Below are 20,184 nucleotides of genomic sequence, written 5' to 3'. Positions count from 1 at the left end.
TTTAATTAACTGGAAATTTTCCAACAACTTCAACGCCATTATCGGTAAATTTTAAAAGCTCAGTTGTAATCGGATATCCGGAGTTTTTATATTCGTCTACTACTACTGAGCCTATTCTTTTAGAGAAAAAATCAAAATCCTTTTCCGAAAAAATATAGCAAAAATCACGGACTGGGATAACCGCGTAGAAGGGAAAGCCAAAATCCTTTTTTACTTTTTCTTTTATTTTTGGAGCAAATAACAATGCGCCCTTTAAGGTTTCATGCGCTGTTTCAAGTCGACCAAGCTTATGGTTTTCAATGGTGTCATAAGCTGTTTTAGCTTTAGTTAATAAATAATTGGCATTTTCATTGGCTTGTTTTTGTAGCTGGGTAACTGTGATGTTCCAATTTTTAAGATCATCCTTAGTAATCCAAGAGAATTTATCCTTTCCGCTATGTACGTAAACCTTGCCAAATTCGTCTGTTAATTTTTCATAGATAAATTCCTTAAAATTGTTGTCGCTTGGGAATAGGGAAACATAAATGTCTTTTTTAGCATCTTCCCATTTCTTTGGGATTTCGATATTGTAGGAAACTATATTTTGGACCAGGTCTGAGATAACCTTTTTATTTTTGTCTCTCGCATAATCTTTTCTAACGTTGTCAAGACTAACTTTTAGTGTCAGTTCTTGGTGTGAGATATAAATAAGCCCAGTTTGATCAACAGAATCAATTTTCATCCCGTGGTGTTCAAGCTGAGATTTAAACTCATCAAATACAAAATCTTTCTTTTGATCACTTTTGCAACCGAATAATCCAAACATAAGGAGCGACATTATAATGATAGAGAGACGCATTTATTGTTAATTCTATTTAAGAAAATAAGACACTCCAAATCGCCAAATCTGGGAAGACACATCATTGGTGCCTCCGCCAATAATGCCAGTTGTATAATTGCTCAAACCGTAAGAATAGCCTAAGTAAGCACCATAATTTTTGAGCTTAGCCGCTAATTGAACCCTTGGTCTTACATCGGTGCTCAAATTTTTACGGTCTACCTTTCCACTGAACTTGGTGCCGTTTTCTGCCGTGATTGTTCCATTTTCTTCGGCTTTTAAGATAAAACCGAAATCTATTCCGGCAGTTAAGTCGATAGCAACCGGATTAACATTTACCCGATAGCCAAAAGCCGGATTAACGTTAATGAAATCGAGGTTCAGCTTTCTATCGCCACTTGCATTGTAGGCTACGTTTGTACTGCCATTGTAAACAGCAACCTGTTCAATGGCTACTTTGCCAGTCATTCTTTCGTAGCCCGCATCAAGGCCAACCAGAAAATTGCCTTTGAGTATTCTTTTTAAATTTAAGGACAAGCCATAACCCAATCCGCTTTTAGTACCGTAGGGATCATTGGCGTATACCTTATTAAGCGTTCCGGTACTTGCGTTTAAAAAACTTACATCTACCGCCGATTGCCCTCTAAATGAAAAGAGACCTGAATTGAAAGAGATGCCAAATTCTGTTTGGGCAAGCGCAAAATGCCCGATTAGGAGGAGCAGCATTAATAGTTTGATGGATTTCATTGCTAATGTTCAAATATTTTACAATACCCCTAAAATACATTAACTTATAATTAATTTCCAATAAAAAAGATCATCGGCTTCGCCTACTTTTTCAAAATTGTTTTTAACGAGCACTGCAAAGGAAGCAGGGTTGTCTTTGGCGGTTTCGGCAAAGATAGATTTAACATCTTCTTGGCTTTTTATCCATTCGATAATCGCAGCTACGGCTTCGGTCATATAACCTTTGTTTCTAAAATCCTCATAAGTGGCATAGCCGATTTCTACTTCGCCCTCTTCATCAGGTTCGCCAACAAAGCAAAGATCGCCAATAATGCCATTGGCCGATTGGAGGATGATTACCCATAAAGTAGTAAAGAAGTGGTTTTTGCCGGTATCGGTAGCTTCGGGCAACAGGTTCTCTTGCAATGCCCTTTTCATGGCCGAAGAAATGCGCTCGGTGCGGGCACTTAAACCCAGCTCTAATTCTAAAGAACCGTCGTTGGCAATGTATTTGGCCAGTTGATTATGGGTAAGTGGCTGCAAAAGGAGGCGTTCGCTGGTAATCATTTTGATTTTATAAATCTATTGGAGCTCTCGAAACCCATTTTGGTGGCTGTGCATCACCTAGTTTCAACAACAAATTAAGTTGCCCAACATGGTGTTGCAGATGGCGCATGTTATAAATGAGAATTTCTAAGATACTGTAATCTCTGGCTACATTGATGAATCTTTGTTCGGCAATTTCAGTGGTCATTGTTAAGATCAGCTCATGACATTTCTTTCTGGAGAACTGCAAATAGTTTAATAGCTCTTCTTTGCTATAAACCCTTTCTGGAAGCGCACCCGAAGAATCGAATTCGGATAAAGTAAACGGAGGAGGGGGCGAAAAGTGATCAGGATCAAGAGATGAATAATAATCGAGATAAAACAAGGTATGGTAACTCCAATACCAAAATTTAGTTTCGGTGTCCCATAAATGTGGCGGACAGGCTTCTATTGCATTTTCTAACATGCTGATCGTTGCGCCAAACTGTTGCCACAAAAGCTGGCTAAAAGATAAATCCATTTTTAACAGCCAATAAGATAAGGTATTTCATTTCGGTTGACTTTAATGTGCTTAAATATAGAAAAAATATAAAACCCATCAGATTTTGTGATGGGTTAAGGTAACCAAACTTAATGATAAACAGGCTCGGATAACTGATCGAATGCGCTTTTGTTTTGATCCAAGGCAGTCATTAATGTCTCCATCAGATTATTGGTTAGCCCATTTGGGCAGAGGTATTTATAGCTTGTCCCTCCTGTATTTCTGCCTGATAGGCCAATAAATTTCTCTTGGTTAAGAAATAGCCTCGCATAAGCAGGTAGTAATAACTATCAAGCGCATTAAATAGAATATTAAGATGATCCTGGATGTAGGTAACACTCGAAAAATAAACCCAATCTTTAGATACATATTTTTCGAGATTTTCTTTTGTAATGCTGGTGAGTTCGGTTTGGTAAAGCTCATTCTCCAGCATTTTGCGGATTTCTCCTTTTAATTCGTTTTCTGTAGGTAACAAGTTCGAAAAATTAGCTTCAATTGTTGCATAAGGTGTTGTTGCGTTCACAAACTGGGTGTCTTGTGCAATTTTGGCGTAAAGCTTAAAATTGGTTTCATAAAGCTGGTCATATTTTAAGAAATCGTTGTATTTGGCCAAAAGGATCTCATCTTTCCCCTGCTCTTTTGCCAAGGCATAAAAATAGAGGAAAATGGCTTCATCGTTTTTGTCGAGCTCCATTTTAGCCTGTTCCTGTTCTTGTCTTAAATTGTCCAAAAGTGAAGCGGCTTCCTTAGCTTGGTATTTGTTGCCGTCATAATCGAAGGTTTTGATTTCGCTGGTATTTTTGCCGATCTCCGTAAGGGAATTGATGTCGTTTTCGAGGGCGATGCTACTGTATACCAAGTCAACTTTATCCTGCCCTAGAATTTCTTCAAGACTATGGCCGCTTGTTTGGTTGATCAGCTCAGCTGGTTTAAGGCCTACCGGATTTCTGTTGTCGAAATAGCCATTGTACAATTTGTGGAAGCTGTTTTTTTCATATTCTTCGCTGTATTGTTGCTTAAAGCTCTCAAAGCTTCCCGTTTGTGTACTCACTTTATATTCGACCGGTGCAAACAGCCTTTCCGTACATTGGAGCTGAATGGCTTCAAAATCGGTGAAGAGCTTTCCGGCAGGATGCTCATTGCCAATAGGATGATCGAAATTCAGTTTTTCAAGTGCTGCTATCCTGTCTTCAGTACTTGGATGTGAAGCCCATTGATCTTTAATGTTCAGTTTAGATTTGTTGTATTTGCTCAGGTAATCGGAAGTAACCAATGGCAAACCGTTTTCGATGGGAATATTTGTATCTGTAGCAACATAGTTCATTACAAAATGCTGCTCCTTAAATATATTCTCGCTTTTAATGCCATCATAAAACTTGCCGTCGTAAAAATTAAGTACGCGGTTATAGGCATGTTGCGCCAAGTCTAGCCTTAGCAAGGAGTTTTTAAGGGGTAAATAACCAGTGATACTGGCTGCTACTTCATCGGCATGAAATTCCATTTCCCTCGATAAGGCCATGTAATTGAGGTTCACCACCTGATACATTTTCCTAAGTATGTATTGAATGCCATTGGTAAGCTTAACTGCCCCAACTACAAATAATGCTAAATAGCTACTAATGCTGGCCCATTTTTGGGCAAGGGTTTCGTATGATTCGTTATCATAAAGCATATTGAAAATGACTTGGTTCACGTTGTAGACATAGCTGCCCACTTTCATGCTTTTTTGCGAAAAATGTCCAAACTCGTGGGCTAATATGGCCTTGAATTCTTGCTCGGAGATGGTATTGACAAGACCTATACCAATGTGTAAATTCTTTTTGATGGGCAAAAACATGCTCCAAAAATTCGAATCATAAAAAACACTGGCATTGATTTCATTGGAAATGTAGATTTTCTTTGGAAAATCGGTACCTACTTCGCTTACGATCTGTCTTACAAACTCAAAAAGCCTGGGTTCATCGCTTTCGTAGATTTCGGTAAGGTGCGACCTGTCTATTTCGTGTTTCTTAAAGATGAATTTAAACAGGAAGATGAGCACAAGGATGCCCAAACTCATTATTCCGGCACCTATTCCAATTGTAAGTACCATAGGCTTGGCAATGATCAAAAAACCACCACAAAAGGTGCAGGCGGCCGCCAGAGCCAATGCCAGTAGGGCCAAGATCGCGTAAACGACAATAAATAACACAATGGCGCCTATAGCCTTGGTGGTCTGTTTCTTAAAATTACTTGAAACTTGAATGTTCTTCTCCATATTGAATAGCAGTTTTCGGCATCCCTTATGCTTTTCAAGTTTTGAGAAACATTAAATTATGCTAGGCTAAAATATCAATTTATGGGTAAAACGGAAAGCAACATTAATCAAAATAAAAAATAGAGATCCTTATTGAAAACACAAAGAAAAGCGATTTTTTCGTTTGCATGCTGATTGTCTTCCAGCTTTTATTTGGTCCTGTTCATGATAAAACTGCTTTCCTGTTTTACAAATCCAACTTTTGGATAATATTCCATGGCGCTGGGTACCGAAAGCAGCAACAACATCGTCTCTTCGCCAATTTGTGCCTTGGTCAAATCGATCAGTTTTCGGCCGATGCCTTCTTTTTGGTAAGCCTGACTAATGGCCAAATCGGCGAGGTAACAGCTCCAGCACCAATCGGTAATCGATCTGGCTACACCAACTAGCAAAGCCCCATCCCAGGCACTGATGACCAGATTTGAGTTTTCATACATCTTTTTAATGCGTTCTTCATCATGCGTTGGTCTCGGCAGGCCGGCATCATTGTACAGCTCGATGATTTGTGCTGGTGTAGGTACAACATCAGATTTGTAAGTTATTTCCATGGCGCTATTGTCAGAATTGTTGCTAACGAAGATAAGGTTTTCTGCAGAAGGCTACTTGTCAAATGCGTTAAAAAGTTGGGTCTCTCCAAGTGTGGCAGCTGTTATTTTACCGGACAAATTAACAGTTAGATGTCTAAAATTTCATCTGTTTATTTTATCTTTAGCCGATTTAAAGGTCATGTAAGAACAAAACATGGCCAACATTAACATAAAAAGTATAATTCAATAAATATGTCAAATACATCAAAGATCATCTACACCAAAACAGATGAAGCGCCAATGCTGGCTACTTACTCTTTTTTACCTATTGTGCAAGCCTTTACTTCATCAGCTGGTATTGATGTAGAAACAAGAGATATTTCTTTGGCCGGAAGGATTTTGGCCAATTTCCCAGAATTTTTAAAAGAAGACCAAAAAATTGGCGATGCCTTGACAGAACTAGGCCAATTGGCTACTACGCCAGAAGCCAACATCATTAAATTGCCAAATATTTCTGCTTCAATTCCTCAATTGCTAGGCGCCATTTCAGAACTGCAGTCACAAGGTTATGCCTTGCCAGATTATCCTGAAAATCCTCAAACAGAAGAAGAAAAAAGCATTAAAGCCAAATATGGCAAAGTATTGGGTTCTGCAGTAAATCCGGTGTTACGCGAAGGCAACTCAGATCGCAGGGCGCCAAAAGCAGTTAAAAACTATGCAAAAGTAAATCCGCATTCAATGGGTGCTTGGTCTACCGATTCAAAAACTAAAGTAGTAAGCATGACCGAGGGCGATTTCTACAGTTCAGAAAAATCGGTTACCGTGCCAGAAGCTACCCAGTTTAAAATCGAATTTGTTGACGGCAGTGGCGCTGTTACCGAATTGAAAGGCTTGGCTAACCTAAAAGCCGGAGAGGTAATCGATAGCTCTACCATGAGTCTTAAAGCCTTGAAAGCATTTGTAGCCAAAGAAATAGAAGCAGCTAAGGCGGCAGGCGTTTTATTGTCGGCACATTTAAAAGCCACCATGATGAAGGTTTCTGACCCTATCATTTTTGGTGCTATTGTAGAAGTATATTTTGCTGATGTATTTGCGAAATATGCAAATCTATTTAAAGAACTAAACATAGATACACGGAATGGTTTGGGCGATGTTTATGCGAAGATTGCCGGAAGACCAGAGCAAGCTGAAGTAGAAGCTGCCTTAGCCGCTACGATTGCAAATGGTCCGGCTTTGGCCATGGTGAACTCGGATAAAGGCATTACCAATCTACATGTTCCTTCTGATGTGATTGTGGATGCTTCGATGCCAGCCATGATCCGTACTTCTGGTCAGATGTGGAATAAAGACGGCAAGGCGCAAGATACTTTTGCCTTGATTCCAGATCGTTGCTATGCAGGGGTTTACACAGCTACTATTAACGATTGCAAAGCCAATGGCGCATTCGATCCTACAACCATGGGTTCTGTTCCAAACGTAGGTTTGATGGCACAAAAAGCCGAAGAATATGGCTCACATGATAAAACTTTCCAGGCAACTGCCGATGGTACTTTCCGCGTAAGCGATGCCAACGGAAAGGTTTTCTTCGAACAAAAAGTAGAAACCGGAGATATTTTCCGCATGTGCCAAACCAAAGATGCCCCAATTCAGGATTGGATTAAATTGGCGGTGAACAGAGCTCGCTTATCGGCTACGCCAGCAGTGTTCTGGTTGGATGAGAACCGTGCGCATGATAGAGAAATTATTGCCAAAGTAAATAAATACCTTCCGGCATACGATACCAATGGCTTGGATATCCGTATCCTGGCACCAGTTGAAGCCACTAAATTCTCGTTAGAAAGAATTCGCAAAGGCTTAGATACCATTTCGGTTACCGGAAACGTATTGCGCGATTACCTAACTGATTTGTTCCCGATTTTGGAATTGGGCACTTCGGCTAAAATGCTTTCAATCGTTCCATTGATGAACGGAGGTGGTTTATTTGAAACTGGCGCAGGTGGTTCGGCTCCTAAGCACATCGAACAATTTATTGAAGAAGGTTATTTGCGTTGGGATTCATTGGGCGAATTTTTAGCACTTCAAGCTTCTTTAGAACATTTATCGCAAACCCAGAACAATGCAAAAGCACAAGTATTGGCTGATGCACTTGATGAGGCAAATGCTAAATTCCTCGCTACAGACAAATCTCCGGGCAGAAAATTGGGAACCATCGATAACCGCGGTTCGCACTTCTATTTGGCTTTGTACTGGGCTGAAGCTTTGGCTGCACAAACTAAAGACGCCGCGTTGCAGGCTAAGTTTGCACCTTTGGCTGATGCACTAAAATCAGCCGAGGCTCAAATTTCGCAAGAGCTGATCGGTGCGCAAGGCAAGCCACAAAACATTGGAGGTTATTACAATCCGAACGATGAGCTGGCCTCAAAAGCGATGCGCCCGAGTGCAACGTTAAACAATGCTTTGGCTAGCTTGTAGGCAGTTATAAGTTTTAGGCTTAATCACGTCATTCGACATACAGATAAGTTTTAAAGGAAAAGCCCCAAATTGCGAAAGCAATTGGGGCTTTTTACTTTTATCAAGGCTTCTTGCCTATCGCCATATATAAGAAACCCCCTCGTTAAAAGAACTTGATGCAGAGTTAGACGAGGCCGTTTTAGAGTCAACCAGTTTCCCATCTATGTAGATTTCACCTTTGATGCCGCCTGGGCCAAAAGCGGCAAATGATATGGAGGCATCATCATATGCCTTTACCGTGCGATTTACTGTCTTGCTAAAAGGCAAGGTAGCATTTGTCAAGCGTACAGTGCCTCCATTTTCATTGGTGTACCTTAGTTCGATATCGTTAGGAGTGCCAGATGAAACGCTGCATCTATATTCAACAGTTACATTTTTAGGGTAATTGTTGGTGCCACCCCCATCTTTTTTCTTACAAGAAGCTAAAGATAAAATCATGGTAGAGATAAGGAGGGCAAACAGAATCAGTTTTGTTTTCATAATAATGGATTTAAAATTTTAGTATTAGGCACAAAAGTGGAACATGGCAATAGGATCATCGCCCCACTAGACCTCGTGGCACCTTTTTTAGTAGGTAGCTGAATTAATCAAGAACCGTTTTTTGGAAGGGAGAGTGTCTCTAGGACCTTTTAATTCGCTTAAGGTGGCCGATGATTCGCTGCGTTTATGTCCAACTGTTATATTTTTAGAGTGGTTGTGGCCGGTTTCATCTTTCTTCTTGCAAAATTTTAAAGATAGAATCATAGTAGAAATAAGGACAGCAAACAAAATCGGTTTTGCTTTCATATTAATGGATCTAAAATCTTCATGGTTGACACAAAGGTGGGGCAGGGGTGATGTGATCATCGCCCTATTAGGGTTTGTGGCACCTCTTTTTTAGCGAATAGCGTTCGAAAGGACAGTTCCTTTTTGAGGAGAACAGCATCAAACAAGGCTTTTTAATCCTTCAATAAACGGATCTTTTACAAAAAGTGGGAAGGAGATTTACCTGTAAACTTTCGAAAGTTGCGATTGAAGGATGATTTAGAATTGAAGCCACAATCAAATGCAATGAAAAGCAAGGTGTAATTTTGGTTTCTTCCGTCGGCAATCATTTTTATACATTCATTTACACGAAGGGAGTTGACATAGTCGTAAAAGCTTTTGTTGAATTTGGAATTGATAACCTGAGACAAAACCGCATCTTTAACCTGTAAGGTTTCAGCTAATTTGCTTAGCGTGAGTTCGGCATTTTTGAACAGTTTTTCCTGCTCCATTACGCTGTTCAGTTGTTGCAGAATTTGTGTTGCTTCTTTTTCGGTAAGTGTAGACCATTCGTATTTTATCTTGCCTTGAACAGGTTCGCCAAAAAGGTGTGTTGGAGAATGAGCTCCGCTTTGCGCGCCATTGAAGGTATCATTGTCAGTAGGGAATTTTGGTGTACTAAAAATTTGTTGCTGGCGAACGCCAAAAAAACCAATGAAACAGATATATAAGGAAGCGCTGATATAAATACTCTGTGGCGTTTGGTAAAAGATAACAAATAACCAAATTCCGGCTATACCTACTATCAGGTAGCGCAGCCAGTTCAAACTGATTTTGTCGGTATTTGAAAATTCTTCATTTATTTTTTTCTTGTACCGCTGCAATAAAATGCTAGATGCAATGATGTAAACAACTCCTGAAAAGATAATGCCAATATTCGTGATGATGGCAAGAACCTTATAATAGGGTATAGAAAATCCATGCTCGTAAAGCAACAGTTTTTGCTCAGGGCTTTGCAACAGAAACGGTAGCCATAAAAGGTATAAGATGACAATCGGAGAAAAATGGAGCAATGTTTTTGCGTCATATTTTTTCGGTGCCGTTAAGTAAAGAATATATAGATACAGAAACGGTCCATGGACAAGTGCCAGCAAGTCGCCCCATCCAATTAAAGCCGGAATATGTAGATAGCCATCAGAAACCTGCAAATAAAGATTAGCCAGGTGAAATGTCGCTGCCAACTGCCAAATCATCAATAACCTATCGGCAGTTGTTTTGTTGGGTTTAACAGCAAATAAGATAAACAGGTAAATTGATATTACTACGCTGGCAAAGTATAACATATCATTCTTTGGTGAGAATTAGTTGGTTAGTGCGGCCAACATTAAGCAAAAATATGAAAATACATTACACAGAATTTAAGTTTCTATAAAAACCGGCCATAAAGCTCTTCCTGCTATAAGAGAAAGCATAAATCGTGATAAAACATAAACCTAAACAGGCAATGATGGCAAATAAACCTGTATTATTGCTGGGCTTTTTCGGTATTTCAAAAATAACCGCTCCATCTGATTCTATTTTATAGATTTTGGGACTTGTCTTTTTGAAGTCCGATTTTTTGATCCAGACAACGGTTACAGCTTTGGCAGTAAGAGAGAAATCTACCCCTTTAAGAGCCCTAGCGCCGTCATCAACGCCATCCACATTGAGCTTGATTACGTATTTGTGCTTGTCTTTGCTAAAGGCAAAAGTAAGATAAGCATAGTTGACCGCCTTCTTAAAAATATCGGTTTCGGTTTTTACGAATGTCGATTTTTGGATCAGATCGCCTTCTATCGCGATGAGGTTATTGTCGCCAAAAAGCACTTGGGTGAACACAAGATAGGCAACATAAAAAATCAGAAAAAGAAACAATACACGTAGCTTTTTCATAATCAATTAACTAAATTATTAGTTAATTTAAATAATTCTTCTGGATAAAACAAATTTTAGTTTCATAGAGTTATACCAGTAACTAAATCAAGAAGACCATGAGCAATTCAGCCAACGAGCCAAAAAAAGCTACAGATAAACTTCATCCAGACAGTTTGGGAGAAACAAAAGACCTCAATGAGCTTTCTTACGATAAGAACAAGAAGAGCTTCGAGTATGATATGAAAAGCACGGATAGCGAATATGACCATCCTTTAGATTATGATACGGTTCCGGCAGGAGCGATAAATGATGATTCGACCTATGATGAGGCCAACCCCTATGTAGGCGATGAATATGCGGGAAAGGAAGATATAGCGGACGATGAACTCAATGAATTGGCTATGCATGTAGATAATGAGGGAGAAAGCGTTTTGCTTAGTCCGGAAGATGAGATTTTGGGAAGAACGGAAGAAGACTACCGTGACGATTTAGACGAAGAGGGCTATCCGAAAAACGATTCGTTTAATTAAAAGCACAGTTTAGCTGTCGAATCCGTTTTTGATAGCATAAACGGCTAAGCCTACGCGCGTTTTTAATCCTAACTTATCAAATAAACTATCCCTATACCCTTCAACGGTTCTGGTGCTGCAGTTCATTTCATTGGCAATTTCCCTATAGCTCATTTCGGTAACGGTAAAGCGCAAAAATGTGATTTCTCTGCTGTTAAAAAGAGCCTTTTTATCAGGCTGTTTGGTTTCATTGCCGATGCATGAAAAAACCTTGCTGGCAGCCCATTCGGGATAGTAATATCCATTTTTTACCAAATGATTGAGGGCCTCGGCCAATGCAGTTGGGTGTACGTTTTTAAGTAGGTATCCCTTCGCACCACTTTTGATCATTTTGATCAGGCTTTGCTCGTCGTTTTGCATGCTTAGGGCCATAATCAGCACTTCTGGATAGGTTTCTTTGAGCCAGCTCGCCGTTTCAAAGCCATCCATTATTGGCATGCTAATATCTAACAGTACCACGTCAGGTATATTTCTGGGGTGCCGGCATTTCTCTTGCAGCTCTTTGCCGTTCTCACATTCGTATAGCACTTCAAATTGCTCGAAATTTGCCAAAATACCACTTAATGCTTTCGCAATTAAAATGTGGTCATCAACAATTACAATTCTAGTTTTCATCTTATATCGAAATTTCGATGGTTAATTTTGTTCCTGCCCCTTCCTTGCTTTCCATGTGGTAAGTGCCTCCAATCAGGGCAATCCTTTTTCGCATATTGCTCAAGCCGATGCCCTTGCCTACTAGTTTTTCGGTATTAAAGCCTTTGCCATCGTCGCTTAAAGTTAGGGTTAATTGCTCATCGTTTTTAATTAAGCTTGCCGAAATGGTTTTGCAGGCCGCATGCTTGATGCTGTTTTGTATAAACTCTTGTACTACCCTTAGCAATAGGCTTTTAGTTTGGTAATTGAGCGGTATCGACTTGAAGCCTACTGCCAAGTTGAGTTTGTATGCTTTTAAGATTTCAATTTTCGAAAATTCTTCTTTTAACAAGGTAGAAATATCGTTGGTATCTATATGGTTATCGGTTAAAGATTTAGAGAGGTGCCTTAATTCAGACAAAGCATCATTGATCAGTTCTCCTATGCCTGTAATTTTATCATTGATCAGCAAAGCCTTGTTTTCGAAGGCCAACTGTTGGGTATATAAACTTGCCAAAGTAAGTTTTTGGCCCACGTTGTCGTGTATTTCGCGGCCAATGTGCTGCATGGTTTGGGTTTGTATCTCTATTTGTGCCGCCAACAATTCTTTCTGGTGCAAAACCTGTTGTTGCTGCAGCTGCATTATACTCTCTTTTTTCTTGTTTTTGTATTGCACCACAAACAAAATCACGGCAACAATAAATGCCAACAAAAAAACATTGAAGAGAATAATAACTAATAAATATTCGGTTTGCCCCATATATAAGCTGCGGTAAATAACAGGTACATCAAATGGTTAGCTATCAAAAAAAACGTGTAATAATTGCTCCATAAGTTAGGCTCATTTAAAAGTAGGTTATAAAACGAAAAAAAAGGCAAGGTTCCTACATAAAATAATATAATCCCGATGTTGATATAGAACATGTAATTGGTGTGGAACAAGAGTATTTTTTCTGATTTTATTTGCTTAAAGATTTCTAAGATCACCAATAGCATAAGCAATACAGTGCCTACGGTATAGCTCAGGGAAAGCATCATGCCCGATTTCTGGATAATTGTAAAATAGGGGAGGAAAGACATGCAGAATAAGCCTGTAATTACCCAAAATAGTTTTGGCTTGTTTAAGGATTTTACGGCATACAGCCAATAAAAAAATATAAATTCAATGGGTATCACAAAATAATCGTAATACTTGCTTACATAAGACGGATGCTTTTTTAGTCCCCACTTAGCAAATACCTCCATCAGTAAAATAGCGCAACAATAAATAATAAACCATTTCCAATCAGTTTTTTTGAGGCGAGGCCAACGATATACGCCAACCAGCGCTGTTAAAAACTGCACCCAAATCAGTGTTTCGCCCAATACTTTTTGGGTATTGCTAAATACTACCATTTTATTGAAAAGCTTGTCCGTCAATCGTAGCCGGAGGGATGATCTGCCCATGGTTTAGCGCCATCACTTCAACTTCATCCCTTTCATCCTTCACCATGATGAAACTCATTTGTTTCTTGCCAATTCTCTTTTTAAATCCTTCATAAGTATTGATGTCGAGCGGGTTAAAATCGCTATAAACACCTCTCTTGTTTTTAATGGCCGGCAATAGGATCAGCGTGTGCTTTCTTTCATAGAGCTTCGTTATCCCATCCTTTAATAATTTCTCAAGATTTTCATAGCCTGGGCGAGACCATTTTGTATTTGTTGGATACGCGGCATAATACATCCTGATCGCTAGTTTTTTATCCGTACCTGGCTGTTGGCGCTTTACATTGATTTCGATATCGTTAATGAATTTTTTAAGGGTATCCAAATCAAACAAGATCGAATTAGCATCGTTAAGCACGCCATATTCTCCTCCATTTTCGATGGCTTTGAGTTGGTTTTGCTTGTAGTTGTCGGTCATTTCCTGTATCAAGCTAAACCGTAACGTACTCGGGTTGGTGCCAGACGAATCTGTTTTCTTGGGTGGAAAGCAATAAATGTATGCGCCAAAAGCCAGAACGAGCACTACAATAATGAGAGTTAAATGTTTCTTTTCCATTTTAAATAATTTGAGGTTATGAATTAAATATACTTTTTAATTATGCAAAATAGCGTATGGTTAGTGGATAAAACTAGCGCTATTCCCTCGGTTTTTATATCGTTAAACAACGGTAAAATTTACCGCTAAACGAACGTCGAGATTCAGTTTTATACACATTGATTGCGGGCTCATCGTATGCCAACTTTGTAATGTAAACGCCAGTTGATAAATAGGCAATTGGCTAAACTGATAAAATTGATGAGAAAAAGACTAAAGCAAATCGCAAGGTTTATCAATAGGGTACAACTGAAAATTGAGTTTTTCAAAACCATATTTTATAAACTATAAGATAGATCTCGGCAGAAGATGCCTTGAATAACCTTGGCGAGTTCAACCCTTTTCCAATCAAATTTCAGGCTGTTACGAATGGATTGAGCAACTATTATACCTCAACATATATTCAAACTAATGGAGTATTCCGAAAATCCCTAAAAGAGTAGGAGCAAAAACTAAAATCTAAATAAAATGAAAAAATCAGTTTTACTACTATTGGCAATCGCTTTTAGTACCGTTGCATTTGCGCAAAAGAAAACATTTACAAAAGCAGAGCAACAACAAATTCAAAGAGTTTTGGGCAAGGACTTTACCGCTGTATTGGGTAAGGAAGGACAATTGGCAGTTGTTACCCCCGACAAAGTTGGACAATTGAAATCTACCGCTAGGGGCAGTTTTAGTGGCATGCCTGGTCTTGCTGCCAATGCAGTTTTGGCCGCCAACGAAAAATGGTGGGTTTATAAACAAAGTGGCGATTTGCTCAAGTCTAAATTGGGAGAAGAACGTTTCAACCAATTGAACAAAATCCTGACTAAAAAAGGATTAGACATCAATGCAGTTGAAAAACCGGTAGAATTTACGAGGGCAGAGCAGCAGCAGATGCAACGAATTCTAGGTAGGGATTTTACAGCTGTATTGGGCAGCCAAGGACAATTGGCCGTTGTTACCCCCGACAAAGTTGGACAATTGAAATCGACAGTAAGAGGAGGCTTTAGCGGCATGCCAGGCCTAGCCGCCAATGCAGTTTTGGCCGCCAACGAAAAATGGTGGGTTTATAAACAAAGCGGCGATTTGCTCAAGTCTAAATTGGGAGAAGAACGTTTTAACCAATTGAACAAAATCCTTGTTCAAAAAGGATTGAACTAAAGCAATCTACTCTGGTGCAGCAAGCCTGTTGCACCAGTATAACAGAAGCTGTTTAAATTTCGACGGCCCTTTTACAGGTATAGCGATTTTATAAAATGGCTCTCCTATTTAAACAGCTTCTACCTATTATTTAAACCCAAAAAAGACAAAAATGGATTCATATAAAATTAAACGTGTTTTGAAGGATAATATCTTTTATAACATCAGCTATTGCTATAATACGAACCAATTAGAAGTATTTAGGATTTTGGTAGCCCTTTTTGCAATCGTTTCAATGTTTACACTGGTTTTGGATTATGATGTTTTTTTTGCGCCAAACGGTGTTGTCAATTGGGAGGTTTCCAATGCAAATGCACTTTGGTTTGAGTGTCATCCGCAAAAAATAGCCGATTTTTTAAATGTATCGCCCCAATATGTAATGGTTACGATTCTCGCGATATACTTTTTGGCGCTTGGTGCCTTATTGCTAGGCATTTGGACCAGATTATCAGCCATTGTTTGCTTGATTACCTTTACGCTTATCACCAATGTAATGGCTTCTTTTGCTTTCGGGGTCGATATTTATCAGTCGGTATGTTTTTTCTTCCTCACTATATTCCCAACTGGCTATAGCTTGTCGCTGCTCAAAAAAGAGAATTATCCCGACCTTACCCAAATCAAGCAAATTTGCATTAGGGTATTGCAACTCTATTTGATCATCACTTACCTATCGGCGGGGTTCGAAAAAGCATTTATGGTAAATTGGTGGAATGGCAGGTTTATCTATTTCCTCAGCAACGATCCAACCATCATGACCACCAGTTTTTTCCCAAAAGACCAAGGCATTCTTTTTTATACCTTTTTTGGGATCATGGTGGTGTTTATAGAATCATTGTATTTTATCCTCGTGTGGTTTAAAAAAACCAGGTTGTACATCGTATTTATCATTATATCAATGCATTTGTTCATTGCGCTTTTTATGGACCTGCTGTTTTTTGGACTGTTGCTCATCGTGTTAAATGTAGTGTGCTGGTATCCAGCATTTTTTGCTAACCTTAAAATGAAAGAAAATGATAAAAGCATATAAAATTACTTTTCGGATCATCCTGTTGATCGTTTTTTTGTCGGTAATGAAAGTGAGCGTATGGATTGATAAAAATATTGATTGCTATGCGCTTTCGGTTACACAGTCGTTTATTTTTAGGGTAACCCGATTAAACTGGCAATACGGCTTTTTTACAAGCAAATCGAGCAACTACCAATTTATTAAAAGCGATATCAGCCTAGTGGATCCTGACAATGCTTCGAGAAATATCATCATTGCAAAGGATAGCGGCTTGGATAAGCTGGTTTTGCCTATAAATGCGGTGAGGGTTAATTCTTCTATTCAACAAATGGTTAGAGATACCCTGTATTTGGAAGCAGGATCGAGGTCTATTGCCTTATACTTGTTTAAAAGGCATCCTTCCTACAGAAATATAGATTTTTCTATACAAACCTATAACAGGAAAATCAAAGTTGACCAGACCAGGTTTGCACTTAAAACCAAGCTCGACACCTTGTTTAACCGTAGGATTAGCTATTAGGCTTGCACTAGAAATAACGTAAACAATACTTTATGGAAGGGCCGATTATTTTATTCGATGGGATTTGCAACTTGTGCCATGGAGTGGTACAGTTCATCATCAAAATAGACAGCAGAAAAAAAATCAGGTTTGCTTCGCTGCAATCTGAAAGCGGACAAAAATTGCTAAGCGAACATGGTTTGCCAACCGCTGATTTTAATTCTTTTGTCCTGATAAAAGGAGAAAGTTATTTTGTCAAATCTATAGCCGTATTAAGTGTTTTGAAAGAGCTGGGAGGATTTTGGCGCATATTTTATGCATTTGTCCTGCTTCCGAAACCGTTTAGAGATTTTGTGTACGATATGGTGGCAAAGTCGCGATATCAGCTATTTGGCAAGAACAATACTTGCATGGTTCCGACACCCGATTTGCAGCAAAGGTTTTTGTCTTAAATGCAAATGCCGGGATCAGTATTAAGGGCTTACATCTAAATTAAATCTTTTGCGCATTTCATCAAGCTGCGGATTTTTATCAACCAAATAAGTGTACTTGTCCTTGTTGGTGTAAATCCGTTTTTTGATGGTATTTGTAGCTTTTTGAACCGTAATCTGGATATCGAAGTTTTTTAGTGCCGAACGCAAGAAATTGAGGATCTCCACTTTTTCATCTTGTAACGTGCTTTCTAAAGCCAGGTTTTCTACCAAAACGGTAATTTCTGTTCCGTTAATGATAGGGTCATTGCTCATTAAGGTGTAAAGGTGGATTTTATCGCTGTCTTTTGCCTTTTGCGTATAAACCCGCCATAGTTCCAAAAATTGTTCAGCCGTAAAATCCTGTTTTTCGCTTCCCGTAATGTATTTCGGACCTTTGTCTTCTTCGCCACTGGCTACACGCTCTAAATCTGTTAACGAGGGAATCAAAGACCCAACATTTGCTTTCATCGGCTGGATTTTGATCGAACCGGCAGATGGTGGTGGTCCTAATGGCTGGGGTTTATTGATAGGTGGAGGAACGGTAGGCAAGGCCACGTCTAAATGATCGGGCAGATCAGGCAGGTCTTCCTTTTCTATAAAATCCTGTAAATCTTGAATGGAGGCCTCTGCTACGTTACGCTTGGCTACCGGAGTTTCGGTTGCTGCCTTTGAGGCTTCTGGTTGGGGTGTTGGGTTTGCAGCTACAGCCTTAGGCCGCTCCGTTTCAACTAAAGTTTTTTTTTTATCCTGATCTGCGTCAGTTGCTGTATTGTTGCCGGAAGGTTGCTGTGCCAGTTGGATAACCGAAGGAATGTGGCACATTTTAATGAGCGAAAGCTCTACCTGCAGGCGTTGGTTTTTGCTGTTTTTATACACCAAATCGCATTGGTTGGCCAAATTGAGTGCGGTGAGTATAAAGCCAAGATCGGCCTGTTTGCTTTGGGCAAGGTATTTTTGCTTAATGGTTTCGCTTACTTCCAATAACTGAATGGTCTGTGCATCTTTGCCTACCAAGAGGTTTCTGAAGTGGCTAGCCAAACCGTTGATAAAATTGTTGCCATCAAAGCCGTTGTTCAAAATCTCATTAAAGAGGAGCAGGGCCTGACTCACATCTCCGGCGGTTAAAAAATCCGTCAGTTTAAAATAGTAGTCGTAATCTAAAATATTCAGGTTATCGATTACTGCCTTGTAGGTAAGGTTTCTGTTGGTGTAGCTTACAATCTGGTCGAACATCGACAATGCATCACGCAAACCGCCATCAGCCTTTTGTGCAATGATATGTAAGCCATCATTGTCGACAGCAATATTTTCCCTAACCGCAATTTTATTTAAATGTCCGGCAATATCTTCTACCTGGATACGGTTAAAATCGAAGATTTGGCAACGCGACAAAATAGTCGGCAAAATTTTATGCTTCTCGGTGGTAGCCAAAATAAAAATGGCATAAGAAGGCGGTTCTTCCAATGTCTTTAAAAAGGCATTAAAAGCACTGGCCGAGAGCATGTGCACCTCGTCAATGATATACGTTTTGAATTTTCCGGCCTGTGGTGGGATCCGTACCTGCTCGATTAAACTTCTGATATCGTCAACAGAGTTGTTCGAAGCCGCATCTAGTTCATGAAAGTTAAAGGAATGGCCAGTTTGGAAAGAAACGCATGATTCGCAAGTCCCACAAGCCTCTTGTTCGGCCGTTAGCTGCGTACAATTAATGGTTTTGGCCAAGATACGGGCACAGGTGGTTTTACCCACCCCTCGCGGACCGCAGAACAAAAAAGCCTGGGCCAACTGGTTGTTTTTGATGGCATTTTTTAAAGTACCTGTAATATGTTGCTGGCCAACTACGGTTTCGAAGGTGGCTGGGCGGTATTTACGGGCTGAAACGATAAAATTTTCCATCGCAACGAAAATAGGAATTTTTGTCGAGCTTGAAATGACGAAATTTTGGAATGTTGAAAAGTCAGTGTTGAAGAGTTGCTCGTTGTTCGTTATCAGTTACTAGTTGTCAGTTATCAGTTGTCAGTTTTCCGTTGTCGGTTGCTAGTAGTTGCTAGTTGTCAGTTGTTCGTTAATGCAATCAGGCTGTATAACAATTGAGCAAACAAACAAGAAGTATAAAAAGCCCCTACTTAATTACCGATTTTAATTCTTTTCGGTATTGCGAAGCACTCTTTCCGGTAAATTCTTTAAACAGCTTGTTAAAATGGCTGAAGTTATGAAATCCGCTATCTGAACTGATGTGTGCAATGCTCATGCGTTTTTCGGCCAAGAGCTTGCAGGCATGCACGATGCGGTATTCGTTTACGAAATGGGTAAATGTTTTTTTGGTTATCTTTTTAAAGTACCTGCAAAAGGAAGGAACCGTCATGTTGGCCATTGTAGCCACTGCTTCTAGACTAATCTGTTCTACAAAATGATCTTTTACATAATTAAAAACCATATTGATCCTGTCGTTATCCTGGATCTGCATCTCCATGGCAAAACCCGAAGCGTTTAATATTTTGTAATCGTTGCTGCTTTCCAGTTCTTTTAAAACGCCCAACAAGGTTAACAAACGTTCGAAAGGGGGCTGGTTTTCCATCATTTCTATACGGGCGCCAACTGCAGCCTTCATTTCGTTGCCAAACGCAATACCGCCTTTTGCCTTATCGAATAATTCGTGCAGGCACTTGGTTTCTTGCAATCCCAAAAAGCCTGAGCCCAGAAAGTCTGGTTTCATCTGGATCACGGTTTCGTTTTTGTTGCCGGTATTGGTATCCGTAAATCCGCAATGTGGCAAATTACTCCCAATCAGGATCAGATCGCCATCGGTATAATAGGATACATGGCTGCCAATCTGCCTCTTTCCGGCACCACCGTTTACGAACACCATTTCTATCTCCGGATGGTAATGCCATAAATGCGCCTTGTTGTTGGCGTTCTCTACATATTTAGAATAGTAGAAAGAACTGCCAAAGGAGGGCTCGACAACCTCAAAGCTTGGTCTGATATTTTTCATTTATAATACAAATATAGTCTAAAAAATATGCTTTATTATGATTTTTAATTCGATATGACGGATATGAGGGTAATATAGTATAGAAATTGGAAAATATGCAACCTAAATCATGCGTTTTCACCTCT

General features: G+C 39.5%; 21 protein-coding genes. 6 read left to right on the top strand and 15 right to left on the bottom strand.

The genetic code is table 11. From position 1 onward, the window contains the following. Position 1 precedes the first annotated feature (1 nt). The 6 genes from AC570H_RS12715 to AC570H_RS12690 form a co-directional block, all read right to left on the bottom strand. The gene (locus AC570H_RS12715; RefSeq protein ID WP_497355350.1) at positions 2-805 is read right to left on the bottom strand and encodes a DUF1444 domain-containing protein; all 804 of its coding nucleotides are present in this window, start codon (positions 803-805) and stop codon (positions 2-4) included. 45 nt (positions 806-850) lie between these two features. Next, positions 851-1,564, bottom strand: a complete 714-nt coding sequence (locus tag AC570H_RS12710; protein ID WP_497355348.1) for a hypothetical protein — start codon at positions 1,562-1,564, stop codon at positions 851-853. Between the two features lie 39 nt (positions 1,565-1,603). After that, a complete protein-coding gene (locus AC570H_RS12705) occupies positions 1,604-2,110 on the bottom strand; it encodes a GNAT family N-acetyltransferase (protein WP_497355346.1) in 507 nt (168 codons plus the stop codon). Between the two features lie 7 nt (positions 2,111-2,117). After that, entirely contained in the window at positions 2,118-2,609 is a 492-nt protein-coding gene (locus AC570H_RS12700; protein ID WP_497355344.1) for a DinB family protein, read from the bottom strand. Between the two features lie 196 nt (positions 2,610-2,805). Continuing rightward, positions 2,806-4,887, bottom strand: a complete 2,082-nt coding sequence (locus AC570H_RS12695; RefSeq protein ID WP_497355342.1) for a M48 family metallopeptidase — start codon at positions 4,885-4,887, stop codon at positions 2,806-2,808. Positions 4,888-5,075: 188 nt separating this feature from the next. After that, entirely contained in the window at positions 5,076-5,474 is a 399-nt protein-coding gene (locus AC570H_RS12690; protein ID WP_497355340.1) for a GNAT family N-acetyltransferase, read from the bottom strand. A gap of 231 nt (positions 5,475-5,705) precedes the next feature. Here AC570H_RS12690 and AC570H_RS12685 point away from each other — a divergent pair, with 231 nt between their 5' ends. After that, positions 5,706-7,925, top strand: a complete 2,220-nt coding sequence (locus AC570H_RS12685; protein WP_497355338.1) for an NADP-dependent isocitrate dehydrogenase — start codon at positions 5,706-5,708, stop codon at positions 7,923-7,925. A 114-nt stretch (positions 7,926-8,039) separates the two neighbouring features. Here the strand turns inward: AC570H_RS12685 and AC570H_RS12680 are convergent, their stop codons facing one another. From AC570H_RS12680 to AC570H_RS12670, 3 genes are all read right to left on the bottom strand, one after another. Next, complete coding sequence (locus AC570H_RS12680; protein ID WP_497355336.1) at positions 8,040-8,444, bottom strand: hypothetical protein; 405 nt, start codon at positions 8,442-8,444, stop codon at positions 8,040-8,042. A 482-nt stretch (positions 8,445-8,926) separates the two neighbouring features. Continuing rightward, a complete protein-coding gene (locus AC570H_RS12675; RefSeq protein WP_497355334.1) occupies positions 8,927-10,051 on the bottom strand; it encodes a helix-turn-helix domain-containing protein in 1,125 nt (374 codons plus the stop codon). A gap of 64 nt (positions 10,052-10,115) precedes the next feature. Beyond that, positions 10,116-10,640: a hypothetical protein gene (locus tag AC570H_RS12670; RefSeq protein ID WP_497355332.1), complete on the bottom strand. Its 525-nt coding sequence runs from the start codon at positions 10,638-10,640 to the stop codon at positions 10,116-10,118. Between the two features lie 98 nt (positions 10,641-10,738). Between AC570H_RS12670 and AC570H_RS12665 the strand changes: the two genes are divergently transcribed. After that, the gene (locus tag AC570H_RS12665) at positions 10,739-11,152 is read left to right on the top strand and encodes a hypothetical protein (RefSeq protein ID WP_497355330.1); all 414 of its coding nucleotides are present in this window, start codon (positions 10,739-10,741) and stop codon (positions 11,150-11,152) included. Positions 11,153-11,161: 9 nt separating this feature from the next. Here the strand turns inward: AC570H_RS12665 and AC570H_RS12660 are convergent, their stop codons facing one another. From AC570H_RS12660 to AC570H_RS12645, 4 genes are read right to left on the bottom strand one after another with little or no spacing between them, the layout of a single operon-like run. After that, on the bottom strand, positions 11,162-11,806 hold the full coding sequence (locus AC570H_RS12660) for a response regulator (RefSeq protein WP_497355328.1): 645 nt from the start codon (positions 11,804-11,806) through the stop codon (positions 11,162-11,164). Between the two features lies 1 nt (position 11,807). Continuing rightward, complete coding sequence (locus AC570H_RS12655; RefSeq protein ID WP_497355327.1) at positions 11,808-12,584, bottom strand: sensor histidine kinase; 777 nt, start codon at positions 12,582-12,584, stop codon at positions 11,808-11,810. Further along, positions 12,560-13,270 carry a hypothetical protein gene (locus AC570H_RS12650; RefSeq protein ID WP_497355325.1) on the bottom strand — a complete coding sequence of 237 codons (711 nt, stop codon included), beginning with the start codon at positions 13,268-13,270 and terminating at the stop codon, positions 12,560-12,562. Before AC570H_RS12650 ends, AC570H_RS12655 begins: the two co-directional genes overlap by 25 nt. Continuing rightward, the gene (locus AC570H_RS12645) at positions 13,221-13,865 is read right to left on the bottom strand and encodes a hypothetical protein (protein WP_497355323.1); all 645 of its coding nucleotides are present in this window, start codon (positions 13,863-13,865) and stop codon (positions 13,221-13,223) included. The genes AC570H_RS12650 and AC570H_RS12645 overlap by 50 nt, the downstream gene beginning before the upstream one ends. A gap of 507 nt (positions 13,866-14,372) precedes the next feature. Between AC570H_RS12645 and AC570H_RS12640 the strand changes: the two genes are divergently transcribed. The 4 genes from AC570H_RS12640 to AC570H_RS12625 all read left to right on the top strand — a co-directional run bounded on the left by AC570H_RS12640 (position 14,373) and on the right by AC570H_RS12625 (position 17,043). Continuing rightward, on the top strand, positions 14,373-15,047 hold the full coding sequence (locus AC570H_RS12640; RefSeq protein WP_497355321.1) for a hypothetical protein: 675 nt from the start codon (positions 14,373-14,375) through the stop codon (positions 15,045-15,047). A 151-nt stretch (positions 15,048-15,198) separates the two neighbouring features. Then, a complete protein-coding gene (locus AC570H_RS12635) occupies positions 15,199-16,113 on the top strand; it encodes an HTTM domain-containing protein (RefSeq protein WP_497355319.1) in 915 nt (304 codons plus the stop codon). Next, complete coding sequence (locus AC570H_RS12630) at positions 16,097-16,612, top strand: hypothetical protein (RefSeq protein WP_497355317.1); 516 nt, start codon at positions 16,097-16,099, stop codon at positions 16,610-16,612. The genes AC570H_RS12635 and AC570H_RS12630 overlap by 17 nt, the downstream gene beginning before the upstream one ends. Positions 16,613-16,644: 32 nt before the next feature. Further along, positions 16,645-17,043: a thiol-disulfide oxidoreductase DCC family protein gene (locus AC570H_RS12625; RefSeq protein ID WP_497355315.1), complete on the top strand. Its 399-nt coding sequence runs from the start codon at positions 16,645-16,647 to the stop codon at positions 17,041-17,043. A 21-nt stretch (positions 17,044-17,064) separates the two neighbouring features. Here AC570H_RS12625 and AC570H_RS12620 read toward each other — a convergent pair whose 3' ends face one another. Next, positions 17,065-18,960 (bottom strand): DNA polymerase III subunit gamma/tau, encoded by a 1,896-nt coding sequence (locus tag AC570H_RS12620; RefSeq protein ID WP_497355313.1) that lies wholly within the window; start codon positions 18,958-18,960, stop codon positions 17,065-17,067. 226 nt (positions 18,961-19,186) lie between these two features. Next, on the bottom strand, positions 19,187-20,059 hold the full coding sequence (locus AC570H_RS12615) for an AraC family transcriptional regulator (protein WP_497355311.1): 873 nt from the start codon (positions 20,057-20,059) through the stop codon (positions 19,187-19,189). Positions 20,060-20,184: the final 125 nt, after the last annotated feature.

The organism is Pedobacter sp. B4419, from assembly GCF_059693725.1.
This window is presented reverse-complemented; position numbering and strand designations above follow the sequence as displayed.